Below are 11,826 nucleotides of genomic sequence, written 5' to 3'. Positions count from 1 at the left end.
GGCTTCAGCCGGGAAGACGCCTTCCCGGCTGAAGCCGGTCCCACCGGTACTCAAAAGCTTACTCGTGATTAACCGCAATACCCTTCAGGTATGGGGCAGGCTCGGCACCGAGGTTTTCCAGCATGCGCGCGCTGTACCAGTCGATGAAGTTGACCACGCCGAACTCGTAAGTCTTGGAGTACGGGCCAGGCTGGTAGGCGACTGAGTTGATGCCGCGCTGGTTTTCTTCGGCCAGGCGACGGTCCTGGTCGTTAGTCGCGTCCCAGACTTCGCGCAGGCGCGCTACGTCGTAGTCCACGCCCTCGACGGCGTCCTTGTGCACCAGCCATTTGGTGGTGACCATGGTTTCCTGAGCGCTGATTGGCCACACGGTAAAGACGATGACGTGATCGCCCATGCAGTGGTTCCAGGAGTGCGGCAGGTGCAGGATGCGCATCGAGCCCAGATCCGGGTTCTTGATGCGGCCCATGAGCTTCTTGCTGCCTTGCTTGCCGTCCATGGTCATGGACACGGTGCCCTTGAGCAGGGGCATGCGCACGATACGGTTGCGCAGACCGAAGCTGGCGTGTGCGAACGGGATCTTCTCGGCATCCCAAGCGGCGGCGGACTCGGCGACGTGGTCCTTGAAGGACTGGGTGGCGCGTGGATCGGTGACGTCATCCCATTCCAGCAGGGTGTTGAGCAACTCAGGGTGCGAACCGCTGCAGTGGTAGCACTCGCGGTTGTTTTCCAGCACCAGCTTCCAGTTGGCTTTCTCCATCAAGGTGGTTTGCACCGCCACCTTGGTGTTTTCCATGTCGTACGGTTCCATGTAGTGCTTGAGGGTTTCCAGGAACGCGTCGATGGCCGGCGGATTTTGCGCCAGGCTGATGAAGATGTAGCCGCCAGCAGTCTTGACGTTGATCGGCTTGAGGCTGAAGTTCTTCATGTCGAAGTCATCGCCCATTTCGCTGCCCGCATACAGCAGGCGGCCGTCCAGTTCGTAAGTCCACTGGTGGTAAGGGCAAACCAGCTTGGCGACCTTGCCTTTCTCGCCGGTGCACAGGCGCGAACCGCGGTGGCGGCAGACGTTGTGGAAGGCGTTGACCGAGCCGTCCGGGCCACGAACGATCAGGACCGGGTTCTTGCCGATCTGAAAGGTCATGTAGTTGCCTTTGGCTGGAATCTCGCAGGTCATGCCAGCGATCAGCCATTCCTTCTGGAAGATTTCCTGCATGTCGATTTCAAACAGGCGCTCATCACTGTAGAAAGGCTGCGGCAACGAATAGGTGCGCTCACGATTCTGCAGCATCTCGGCGGTGGCCTTGCGTGCAGGTTCCAGCGGATCGCCCAGGCTCAGGGTAGTTGTGTCCATCGTGGTAATCCTCATGACCGCTCACGGCGCGGTCGGCGAAATGGGCTAATAACGGTTGTGTTGGTGTTTGCACGCTTGGCCGGTGCTTTTGCCGTCCATGCTGAAATATCGACAAATATTTAGCGGCGAGTGTGGAGCCGAGTCGCGACCGAACCTTATCCATGGGCGACATGGCCGCATCCGTTCCCGACGTCGTAACCCATGTCGTTGGGGGCTGGTCGCCGTAAGTACGTCGATGTCGCAGATAGGTAAGTGGTCGTCCTGCGCGTTACGCAGAATCCGTCCCATATAAGGCCGACAGTCGGCCGTGGAGAACAGCATGTCCAATAGTTTCCTCAGCCCGGTAAATACCCAGACATGGGCCAATGGCCGCCACCTGGTGCGCGTCGTCAAGGTGATCCAGGAAACCTGGGATGTGCGGACCTTCTGTTTCATGGCCGACCAGCCGATCCTGTTCTTCTTCAAGCCGGGGCAGTTCGTTACTCTGGAGCTGGAGATCGAAGGCGTGCAGGTGATGCGCTCCTACACCATTTCCAGCTCACCGTCGGTGCCTTACAGCTTCTCGGTGACCATCAAGCGCGTACCGGGCGGCAAGGTTTCCAACTGGCTCCACGACACCCTGCATGAAGGCCAGGAGCTGGCCGTGCACGGGCCGGTCGGGTTGTTCAACGCCATCGATTTCCCGAATCCGAAGATCCTTTACCTCAGCGGCGGTGTCGGTATCACCCCGGTCATGTCCATGGCGCGCTGGTTCTACGACACCAACGCCAATGTCGACATGGTCTTTGTCCACAGTGCCCGTTCGCCGAAAGACATCATTTATCATCGCGAGCTGGAACACATGGCGTCGCGGATCGATAACTTCAGCCTGCACCTGATCTGCGAAAAATACGGCATGGGTGAGCCTTGGGCCGGTTATCGCGGCTACCTGAACCACAAGATGCTGGAACTGATGGCACCGGACTTCATGGAGCGCGAAGTGTTCTGCTGTGGCCCGACGCCGTACATGAATGCGGTCAAGCGCCTGCTGGAAGCCGCCGGTTTCAATATGGCCCAGTACCACGAGGAATCCTTCGGCGCGACGCCGCCGGAAGCCCGCGCCGACGCCGTGGAGCACGCCGAACAGGCGGCCGAAGCACCGGATGTGGATACCTCCGAGCTGCATCAGGTCGAGTTCACCGAAACCGGCAAGAGCATCCGCGTGGCGCCGGGCGAAACCGTCCACGCCGCGGCAGCCAAGCTGGGTATGATGATCCCCAAAGCCTGCGGCATGGGCATCTGCGGTACCTGCAAGGTGATGAAGCTCAGCGGCGAAGTGGAGATGGAGCACAACGGCGGCATCACCGACGACGACGTGGCCGAGGGTTACATCCTGTCGTGCTGCAGCGTGCCGAAGGGTGATGTGCGGATCGAGTATTGATCGACATCGCCTATGCGGGCGGATTCTGTGAGAGGGAGTTCGGTGGAAGCGAATCCTGTGGGAGCGAATTCATTCGCGAAGAGGCCTGTACATTCAGCACCTCTTCATCGTCTGAACCACAGCTTTCGCGAATGAATTCGCTCCCACAGAAGGTGATGTCTTACTTTACAACCTGAACCGCGAAACCAGCCCGTTCAGATCCACCGCCAGACGTGTCAGCTCGCCGCTGGCCGCGCTGGTCTGGGTCGCGCCGTCGGACGATTGCGCCGACAGATCGCGGATATTCACCAGGTTGCGATCCACTTCCCGCGCCACCTGGGCCTGTTCTTCTGCGGCGCTGGCAATCACCAGGTTGCGTTCGTTGATCTCGACAATGGCTGTGTTGATGGTGTCCAGCGCCAGGCCGGCCCCCTTGGCGATGCTCAGGGTCGATGCCGCTCGCTCGGTGCTGTTGCGCATCGAACCCACGGCCTTCTCCGTACCGCCCTGAATGCTGCCGATCATGCGCTCGATTTCACTGGTCGATTGCTGGGTGCGGTGCGCCAGTGCGCGCACTTCGTCTGCCACTACGGCAAAACCACGACCGGCTTCACCGGCCCGTGCCGCTTCGATGGCGGCGTTGAGGGCCAGCAGGTTGGTCTGATCGGCCAGACCGCGAATAACGTCCAGCACCTTGCCGATATCCCGCGATTCTTCTGCCAGATTGCCAACCAGATCGGCGGTCGCCTGCACATCGCTGCTCATACGCTCGATGGCGCTGACAGTTTCCTGCACCAGATCGCGACCGTCACCGGCTGAGCTGGTGGCGTTTTTCGAGGCGTCGGAAGTGCTGATGGCGTTGCGCGCGACTTCTTCCACGGCGCTGGTCATCTCGTTGACCGCTGTGGCGGCCTGCTCGATCTCGTCGTTCTGCCTGGCCAGGCCACGGGCGCCTTCGTCGGTGACGGCGTTCAGTTCTTCGGCCGCAGACGCCAGTTGGGTTGCGGAGCCGGAAATGCGTTGCAGGGTGTCGCGCAGCTTCTCCTGCATCTTATGCATGGCGGCCAGCAGGCGACCGGCTTCGTCGGTGCCGTCAACCTTGACCACGTGTGTCAGGTTGCCTTCGGCAATGGTCTCGGCAGCGGCAAGTGCCTGGGAAATCGGGCGGGTGATGCTATTGGTCAGCAGCCAGGCGAACAGCAGGGTCAGGACAGTCGCCACGATCAGCAGGGCCACCACCATATTGAAGGCCGAAGAGTATTGGTCGGCAGCGCGGTTGTTGGCCGCGTCGGATTGCTTGCCGTTGATCTCGACCAGTTTGCTCAATAGCACGTTCATCTGATCCGAGTTCTGCTGAAGCTCGGTATTGAGCATCTTGCCCAGCTCGTCGAGCTTGTTGTCGCGGCTGTAACCGCGCATGCGGTCTTCGAACTGGCGGTATTGGCTCAGCAACTGGAGGAATTCGTTGTAGGTCGCTTTCTCCTCGTCGCCAGTGATGAGCTTTTCATAGATCGCTTGGGCAATGCCCATTTGTTGAAAGCGTGCAGTCATGGCGTCCAGGGTTTTCTGCTGCACCGCTGGATCGCGGTTGACCAGCAGGCGATAGGACAACACCCGCAGGCGCACGCTGGTGTCGATCATTTTGTCCAAGGCGCGGATGCTGGGCACGCTATCGCGGGCAATGACGTCGCCCGACTGGCGAATATTGCTCATTTGCGTAAGGGAAAAAATGCCAAGGATCAGCATCAAGGCGCCTATGACAGCAAAACCGAGGAACGCGCGCGGAGCAATATTCATGTTGCGCATTGACATGAGCGATCTTCCGTAGGGAAAGTTGGATAACGGCCCCAAGTGGGCTGGACTGGCAATTCTGGTAGTTGTCTATCGGTCTGAAGCGACGGTTCTTGAATGAATTCGTATCATTTTGAAACAAAATCATGGCGAATCGCCTTGTCGAAAGCTGTTTTCCGGTCCGACCGACAGCAGGAACCTGTTGAGTTAAACAGAGTCAACAGAGCCCTCATGCGCCCACGAATTTCTGGCATGGCCGGTTACTTTTCTTTATCGTGTGCGCCCGTTGAAATTCGCCCGAGAAATCAAAATGTTGGAAGCATCCCTTAATCAATTGGAAGAACTTGTCAGCAACCTGGTGCAACAGAACCAGCAGTTGCAGGACACGAACGCGCAGCTCAGCGCCGAGCTGGCCCAAGTCAGGGATGACAACGACAGCCTGCAGTTGAGCCTGCTGGAACAGGAAGAAAAACAGGGTGCGACGACCGCCCGCATCCAGGCCCTGGTTGAACGCGCCACCCGCGTCAGTGCAGTCGGCGCATGATCCAGGACGAAAACGGCGTAACGGTTGTCTCCATTCTCGGCACCGACTATTCGATCAAGGCGCCGCCAGGCGAAGAAATCACCTTGCTGCAGGCTACCGGCATGCTCAAGAAAGCCCTGGCCGAAACCAAGCGCCGCTACCCGACCCTGATCGGTGACCGCCTGCTGGTGCTGGCGGCCCTGAACCTTTGCTCGCAGCAGATCGAGATGCAGCAACAGCACCGCGAAGAGCTGGACCGCTGCCGGGAGCAGGTCGATGCGACGGTGGACGTGATCTCCAGGACTATCGCCCAGGGCTGAGGGCCGGCACTTGCTTCGTTGGAGCGAGGCTTGCCCGCGAAAGCTATGACGCGGTGTGCCAGACATTGCGCGTCGTCAGGTTCGCGGGCAAGCCTCGCTCCAACAGGTAGGGTCAGGCACTCATCACCAGGCGAATATCCGCCGCCAGCTCACGCACGCGCTCCTCTTCGGTGTCCCACGAACACATGAAACGGGCGCCGCCATTACCGATGAAGGTATAGAAGCGCCAGCCCTTGGCGGTCAGGGCGGCGATGGCCGGTTCCGACAGTTGCAGGAACACGCCGTTGGCTTGTACGGGGAACATCAGTTCCACTCCGGGAATATCTTTTACCAGTTCGGCCAGCAGCTGCGCGCAGTGGTTGGCGTGCCGGGCGTGCTTGAGCCAGGCGTCGTTTTCCAGCAGTCCGACCCAGGGCGCCGACAGGAAACGCATTTTCGACGCCAGTTGCCCAGCCTGTTTGCAGCGGTAGTCGAAGTCTTCGGCCAGCTTGTGGTTGAAGAACAGAATCGCTTCGCCCACGGCCATGCCATTCTTGGTGCCGCCGAAGCACAGGACGTCGATTCCGGATTTCCAGGTCAGCTCGGCGGGCGAGCAGCCCAGATAGGCGCAAGCATTGGCGAAGCGGGCGCCGTCCATGTGCAGGTTAAGGCCCAGTTCCTTGCAGGTGGCGCTGATGGCCTTCAGCTCATCAGGTTGATAGACGCTGCCGACTTCCGTGGCCTGGGTCAGGGTTACCACGCGGGGTTTGGGGTAGTGGATGTCCTGGCGCTTGAGGGCGACTTCGCGGATCGACTCGGGGGTCAGCTTGCCGTTTTCGCTGCGGGCGGTAAGCAGCTTGGAGCCGTTGGAGAAAAACTCCGGCGCGCCGCATTCGTCGGTTTCGACATGGGCGGTTTCCGAGCAGATGACGCTGTGGTAGCTCTGGCACAGTGACGACAGCGCCAGGGAATTGGCCGCCGTGCCGTTGAAGGCGAAGAATACTTCGCAGTCGGTTTCGAACAGTTTGCGGAAATGATCGGCGGCGCGGGCGGTCCATTGGTCTTCACCATAGGCGCGCTGATGGCCATGATTGGCCTGTTCCATGGCGGACCAGGCTTCGGGGCAGACCCCGGAATAGTTGTCGCTGGCAAACTGTTGGCTTTGGTCTGTCATGGCCGGTTCCTTGTGATCGATTATGGTGCGCACTGTAGCAAAAAGCGGGCTGGGGCCTATCAAATGCAACACAATTACCTCAATGGAATGAAGTCTGTGGGGCCGGCTTTGGCCGGGAAGGCGCCAGTAAGGTCGATATGAATGCATCGATCATGCGATCGTCTTTCCGGCTAAAGCCGGTCCCACGCTATCGGCCTTGTGTTCGTTGAGAGAACCCAATATTTCGGAGTGCCATGGATCTTTCCAACCCGCCGTACCTGCCGCGCCGCAACAAGGCGCTGGATCTGCTCAAGTGGCTGGCCATGGCCAGCATGGTGCTGGATCACCTGCGTTATATCGGTTTGCCGCTGAACGTCCTGTATGTGCCGGGGCGTCTGGCGTTCCCCTGGTTTTGCCTGGCCATTGCGGTGAATCTGGCGCGGCGGGTGCGCGGGTTGGAAGGCCCGCGTGTGCAGTGGCACTACCTGGGCTGGTTGTTGCTGTTCGCCGGGTTGGCGGAGATTCCCTATCGGCTGTATATGCCTGCCGCAGAGGCTGACACCCTCAACGTCCTGCCAACCCTGGCCCTGGGCATGCTGGTGGCTCAGGGCTGGCGTCATCGCTCGGCCGTCAGTCGCAATCTGGCGCTGGCGGCGGTGCTGCTCGGGGCGTTGTTGCAGGACAAATTGATGTTTGGTTTCTTTGGCGTGCTGCTGCCCTGGGCCTGTTTGTTGGTGCTTGAGCGGCCTATCGGTTTTGCCCTGATTCCTGGCGTGGTATGCCTGTTCAGCAACGCCTGGTCGCAGATATTCGCCGCCGTGGCCTGGGGCGATCCAATTTCCATCGGGGCGCTGATTGCCTGCGTACTGGGGCCGCTGGCGGGGATGCTGCTGCTACGGGTGCAGCCCGCAGGACGGATATGGCCGATGCGGCGATGGGCGTATGGGATCTATCCGGTGCATTTTCTGCTGCTGTATGGCCTTGCTCGGCTGCTGAGCTGACGGATGAGCAATTGTGGGACCGGCTTTAGCCGGGAAAGCGCCTTCCCGGCTAAAGCCAGTCCCACAGAAAAAACACAAGCCAGAAAACAGGATTAGACAAAACGCCAGCATTGGATTTATCTTCTGCCCAGGCCGCCACATGCGGCCAGCGTCGCTCGGACGGTTCCGGGCGCTTACGTCTTCAGAGGCTCTCATGGCAGACCAAGGTTCGCCGCGCCGCTTTTCGCGCATCGATCGACTCCCCCCTTACGTGTTCAACATCACCGCCGAGCTGAAAATGGCCGCTCGCCGTCGTGGTGAGGACATTATCGACTTGAGCATGGGCAACCCCGATGGGGCCACGCCGCCGCATATCGTCGAAAAACTGGTCACCGTCGCCCAGCGCGAAGACACCCATGGCTACTCCACTTCCCGGGGGATTCCGCGCCTGCGTCGGGCGATTTCCAACTGGTACAAGGAACGTTACGAGGTCGATATCGACCCGGAAACCGAAGCCATTGTCACCATCGGTTCGAAAGAGGGCCTGGCGCACTTGATGCTGGCGACCCTTGATCAGGGCGACACAGTATTGGTGCCCAATCCCAGCTATCCGATTCATATCTACGGTGCCGTGATTGCCGGCGCCCAGGTCCGCTCGGTACCACTGATCCCCGGCGTGGATTTCTTTGCCGAGCTGGAAAAAGCCATTCGCGGTTCGATTCCCAAGCCGAAAATGATGATCCTGGGCTTTCCGTCCAACCCTACCGCGCAGTGCGTGGAGCTGGATTTCTTCGAGCGCGTGGTGGCCCTGGCCAAACAGTACGACGTGCTGGTGATTCACGACCTGGCCTACGCGGACATCGTCTACGACGGCTGGAAAGCCCCGTCGATCATGCAGGTGCCCGGCGCCAAGGACATTGCGGTGGAGTTCTTCACCCTGTCCAAGAGTTACAACATGGCGGGCTGGCGCATCGGCTTCATGGTCGGTAACCCGGAACTGGTCAACGCCCTGGCGCGGATCAAGAGTTATCACGACTACGGCACTTTTACGCCGCTGCAGGTCGCGGCCATTGCGGCGCTTGAAGGCGACCAGCAGTGCGTGAAAGACATTGCCGAGCAGTATCGCCAGCGTCGCAATGTACTGGTCAAGGGTCTGCACGAGCTGGGCTGGATGGTCGAGAACCCCAAGGCGTCCATGTATGTCTGGGCCAAGATCCCCGAGGCTTATGCGCATATGGGCTCGTTGGAATTTGCCAAGAAGATGCTGGCCGACGCCAAGGTCTGTGTCTCGCCGGGGATCGGTTTCGGTGAGTACGGCGACGATCACGTGCGCTTCGCGTTGATTGAGAACCAGGATCGTATTCGTCAGGCCGTGCGTGGTATTCGCGGCATGTTCCGCGCTGACGGTCTGGTCGCGAACAAGCCTTTGGCCTGATTGCGACATTTCGATATGAAAAATCCCCCGGCAATCGGGGGATTTTTATTTATGCAAACGCAAAGGCCCAGGGGGAGAATTGTGGGTGCGAACTCATTCGCGAAGCGCTGCTTCAGACGGCGACAACGCTGGATTTATCGACGTCTTTGCGGATAAATCCGCCCCCCATCCGATATTCCTTTCATCGCTTCTGAGCGCGTAACACCCATCATTTTTCAATCCCGGGCAACCCATGTCGTAAACGAACCTTTGCGTGGCGTCCGTAGGCATCTGACCGACCGGCCCGAGCCCTACCATCGCTGACAAAGGGCAGACCACAAGCCCTATCGATAAGTCAGGCGCAGCGCCGCCGCTGGGAGATCCGCGATGTTCAGCAAGCAAGACCAGATCCAGGGTTATGACGATGCACTCCTGTCGGCCATGAACGCCGAAGAGCAACGTCAGGAAGATCACATCGAACTGATCGCCTCGGAGAACTACACCAGCAAGCGCGTGATGCAAGCCCAGGGCAGCGGCCTGACCAACAAGTACGCCGAAGGTTATCCGGGCAAGCGTTACTACGGCGGCTGCGAGCACGTCGATAAAGTCGAACAACTGGCCATCGAACGCGCCAAGCAGCTGTTCGGTGCCGATTACGCCAACGTCCAGCCGCACTCCGGCTCGTCGGCCAACAGCGCTGTCTATCTGGCGCTGATCCAGCCAGGCGACACCATTCTGGGCATGAGCCTGGCCCATGGCGGTCACCTGACCCACGGTGCCAAGGTTTCCTCGTCCGGCAAGCTGTACAACGCCGTGCAGTACGGCATCGACACCACCACCGGCCTGATCGACTACGACGAAGTCGAGCGCCTGGCTGTCGAGCACAAGCCGAAGATGATCGTTGCCGGCTTCTCTGCCTACTCCAAGACTCTGGATTTCCCGCGCTTCCGTCAGATCGCTGACAAGGTCGGTGCCCTGCTGTTCGTCGACATGGCTCACGTAGCCGGTCTGGTCGCTGCCGGTCTGTACCCGAACCCGCTGCCTTACGCTGACGTGGTCACCACCACCACTCACAAGACCCTGCGCGGTCCACGTGGTGGCCTGATCCTGGCCAAGGCCAACGAAGAGATCGAGAAAAAGCTCAACGCCGCCGTATTCCCGGGCGCCCAGGGCGGCCCGCTGATGCACGTGATCGCCGGCAAGGCGGTGTGCTTCAAGGAAGCCATGGAGCCGGGTTTCAAGGCTTATCAACAGCAAGTGATCGACAACGCCCAGGCCATGGCCCAGGTGTTCATCGATCGCGGTTACGACGTTGTTTCCGGCGGTACCGACAACCACCTGTTCCTGGTCAGCCTCATCAAGCAGGGCCTGACCGGCAAGGAGGCTGACGCAGCCCTGGGCCGTTCGCACATCACCGTGAACAAGAACGCCGTACCTAACGACCCACAATCGCCATTCGTGACTTCGGGCCTGCGTATCGGCACCCCGGCCGTCACCACTCGCGGTTTCAAAGTTACCCAGTGCGTCACGCTGGCCGGCTGGATCTGCGACATTCTCGACAACCTCGGTGATGCCGATGTCGAGGCTGACGTTGCCCGTCAGGTTGCGGCACTGTGCGCCGATTTCCCGGTTTACCGCTGAGTCAGGAGTAGCCCTCATGCAGCATTACTCAGGCTTCGGCCTTTTCAAGCACTCCCTCAGCCACCACGAAAACTGGCAGCGCATGTGGCGCACGCCAACCCCGAAGAAAGTCTACGACGTGGTTATCGTCGGCGGCGGCGGGCATGGTCTGGCCACGGCTTATTACCTGGCCAAGGAGCACGGCATCACTAACGTGGCCGTGGTCGAAAAAGGCTGGCTGGGCGGCGGCAACACCGCCCGTAACACCACCATCGTGCGCTCCAACTATCTGTGGGACGAATCGGCCCACCTGTACGAGCACGCCATGAAATTGTGGGAAGGCCTGTCCCAGGACCTGAACTACAACGTGATGTTCTCCCAGCGTGGCGTCTACAACCTGTGTCACACCCTGCAGGACATGCGTGATTCCGAGCGTCGGGTCAGCGCCAACCGCCTCAACGGCGTGGACGGCGAGCTGCTCAACGCCAAGCAGGTCGCGGACGAGATTCCGTACCTGGACTGCTCGAAAAACACTCGCTACCCGGTTATCGGTGCAACCGTTCAGCGCCGTGGCGGCGTCGCTCGTCACGATGCCGTGGCCTGGGGCTTTGCCCGTGCCGCCGACGCCCTGGGCGTTGACCTGATCCAGCAGACCGAAGTGATCGGTTTCCGCAAGGAAAACGGCGTCTGTGTCGGTGTCGAGACGACTAAAGGCTTCATCGGCGCCAAGCGCGTCGGCGTAGTAACGGCCGGTAACTCCGGGCACATGGCCAAACTGGCAGGCTTCCGTCTGCCGATCGAATCTCACCCGCTGCAAGCGTTGGTGTCCGAGCCGATCAAACCGATTATTGACAGCGTGATCATGTCCAACGCCGTACACGGTTACATCAGCCAGTCCGACAAGGGCGACCTGGTGATCGGTGCCGGTATCGACGGCTGGGTCGGCTACGGTCAGCGCGGTTCGTACCCGGTGATCGAGCACACCATCCAGGCCATCGTCGAGATGTTCCCGGTGCTGTCGCGCGTTCGCATGAACCGTCAGTGGGGCGGCATCGTCGACACCACGCCGGACGCCTGCCCGATCATTTCCAAGACTCCCGTTCCGAACATGTTCTTCAACTGCGGTTGGGGTACCGGTGGCTTCAAGGCCACGCCGGGTTCGGGCAACGTCTTCGCTGCAAGCCTGGCCAAGGGTGAAATGCATCCACTGGCCAAGCCTTTCTCCATCGACCGTTTCCATAACGGTGCGTTGATCGATGAACACGGCGCCGCGGCTGTCGCCCACTAACAGGA

10 protein-coding genes and 1 pseudogene are annotated in these 11,826 nt (G+C 60.0%); 7 read left to right on the top strand and 4 right to left on the bottom strand.

The features are described 5' to 3' along the window. Positions 1-58: 58 nt before the first annotated feature. Entirely contained in the window at positions 59-1,354 is a 1,296-nt protein-coding gene (gene gbcA, locus ACCD02_RS30605; protein ID WP_413310101.1) for a glycine-betaine demethylase subunit GbcA, read from the bottom strand. Positions 1,355-1,673: 319 nt separating this feature from the next. Here gbcA and gbcB point away from each other — a divergent pair, with 319 nt between their 5' ends. After that, positions 1,674-2,774: a glycine-betaine demethylase subunit GbcB gene (gbcB, locus tag ACCD02_RS30600; protein ID WP_413310099.1), complete on the top strand. Its 1,101-nt coding sequence runs from the start codon at positions 1,674-1,676 to the stop codon at positions 2,772-2,774. 165 nt (positions 2,775-2,939) lie between these two features. On the opposite strand, the gene ACCD02_RS30595 is transcribed toward gbcB, so the two are convergent. Both ACCD02_RS30595 and ACCD02_RS30590 read right to left on the bottom strand, forming a co-directional pair. Continuing rightward, positions 2,940-3,803: a methyl-accepting chemotaxis protein gene (locus ACCD02_RS30595; protein ID WP_413310102.1), complete on the bottom strand. Its 864-nt coding sequence runs from the start codon at positions 3,801-3,803 to the stop codon at positions 2,940-2,942. Then, positions 3,795-4,550, bottom strand: a pseudogene (locus tag ACCD02_RS30590) (MCP four helix bundle domain-containing protein); the annotation flags it as partial. The gene ACCD02_RS30595 and the pseudogene ACCD02_RS30590, both read right to left, overlap by 9 nt. Before the next feature lie 304 nt (positions 4,551-4,854). Between ACCD02_RS30590 and ACCD02_RS30585 the strand changes: the two are divergent. Then, positions 4,855-5,088 carry a hypothetical protein gene (locus ACCD02_RS30585; protein ID WP_413310097.1) on the top strand — a complete coding sequence of 78 codons (234 nt, stop codon included), beginning with the start codon at positions 4,855-4,857 and terminating at the stop codon, positions 5,086-5,088. Beyond that, on the top strand, positions 5,085-5,387 hold the full coding sequence (locus ACCD02_RS30580) for a cell division protein ZapA (protein WP_413310095.1): 303 nt from the start codon (positions 5,085-5,087) through the stop codon (positions 5,385-5,387). The genes ACCD02_RS30585 and ACCD02_RS30580 overlap by 4 nt, the downstream gene beginning before the upstream one ends. Positions 5,388-5,499: 112 nt before the next feature. On the opposite strand, the gene ACCD02_RS30575 is transcribed toward ACCD02_RS30580, so the two are convergent. Then, positions 5,500-6,540: a low specificity L-threonine aldolase gene (locus ACCD02_RS30575; protein ID WP_413310093.1), complete on the bottom strand. Its 1,041-nt coding sequence runs from the start codon at positions 6,538-6,540 to the stop codon at positions 5,500-5,502. Between the two features lie 233 nt (positions 6,541-6,773). Here ACCD02_RS30575 and ACCD02_RS30570 point away from each other — a divergent pair, with 233 nt between their 5' ends. From ACCD02_RS30570 to ACCD02_RS30555, 4 genes are all read left to right on the top strand, one after another. Beyond that, entirely contained in the window at positions 6,774-7,520 is a 747-nt protein-coding gene (locus ACCD02_RS30570; RefSeq protein WP_413310091.1) for a TraX family protein, read from the top strand. 193 nt (positions 7,521-7,713) lie between these two features. Then, the gene (gene alaC / locus ACCD02_RS30565) at positions 7,714-8,934 is read left to right on the top strand and encodes an alanine transaminase (RefSeq protein WP_413310089.1); all 1,221 of its coding nucleotides are present in this window, start codon (positions 7,714-7,716) and stop codon (positions 8,932-8,934) included. Between the two features lie 366 nt (positions 8,935-9,300). After that, a complete protein-coding gene (gene glyA / locus ACCD02_RS30560; protein ID WP_413310087.1) occupies positions 9,301-10,554 on the top strand; it encodes a serine hydroxymethyltransferase in 1,254 nt (417 codons plus the stop codon). 16 nt (positions 10,555-10,570) lie between these two features. Then, positions 10,571-11,821: a sarcosine oxidase subunit beta family protein gene (locus tag ACCD02_RS30555; protein WP_413310085.1), complete on the top strand. Its 1,251-nt coding sequence runs from the start codon at positions 10,571-10,573 to the stop codon at positions 11,819-11,821. Positions 11,822-11,826 lie beyond the last annotated feature (5 nt).

This window comes from Pseudomonas sp. Pseusp88 (assembly GCF_047303955.1).
GTDB lineage: Bacteria > Pseudomonadota > Gammaproteobacteria > Pseudomonadales > Pseudomonadaceae > Aquipseudomonas.
The sequence above is the reverse complement of the archived record's forward strand: the minus strand, read 5'-3'. Positions and strand labels throughout refer to the sequence as shown.

Excerpts from the sequence above, each read along its gene's own strand:
- glyA (WP_413310087.1), top strand. The coding sequence starts at position 9,301 with ATGTTCAGCAAGCAAGACCAGATCCAGGGTTATGACGATGCACTCCTG.
- ACCD02_RS30575 (WP_413310093.1), bottom strand. The coding sequence starts at position 6,540 with ATGACAGACCAAAGCCAACAGTTTGCCAGCGACAACTATTCCGGGGTC.
- ACCD02_RS30580 (WP_413310095.1), top strand. The coding sequence starts at position 5,085 with ATGATCCAGGACGAAAACGGCGTAACGGTTGTCTCCATTCTCGGCACC.
- gbcB (WP_413310099.1), top strand. The coding sequence starts at position 1,674 with ATGTCCAATAGTTTCCTCAGCCCGGTAAATACCCAGACATGGGCCAAT.
- ACCD02_RS30570 (WP_413310091.1), top strand. The coding sequence starts at position 6,774 with ATGGATCTTTCCAACCCGCCGTACCTGCCGCGCCGCAACAAGGCGCTG.
- ACCD02_RS30555 (WP_413310085.1), top strand. The coding sequence starts at position 10,571 with ATGCAGCATTACTCAGGCTTCGGCCTTTTCAAGCACTCCCTCAGCCAC.
- ACCD02_RS30595 (WP_413310102.1), bottom strand. The coding sequence starts at position 3,803 with ATGCAGGAGAAGCTGCGCGACACCCTGCAACGCATTTCCGGCTCCGCA.
- alaC (WP_413310089.1), top strand. The coding sequence starts at position 7,714 with ATGGCAGACCAAGGTTCGCCGCGCCGCTTTTCGCGCATCGATCGACTC.
- ACCD02_RS30585 (WP_413310097.1), top strand. The coding sequence starts at position 4,855 with ATGTTGGAAGCATCCCTTAATCAATTGGAAGAACTTGTCAGCAACCTG.
- gbcA (WP_413310101.1), bottom strand. The coding sequence starts at position 1,354 with ATGGACACAACTACCCTGAGCCTGGGCGATCCGCTGGAACCTGCACGC.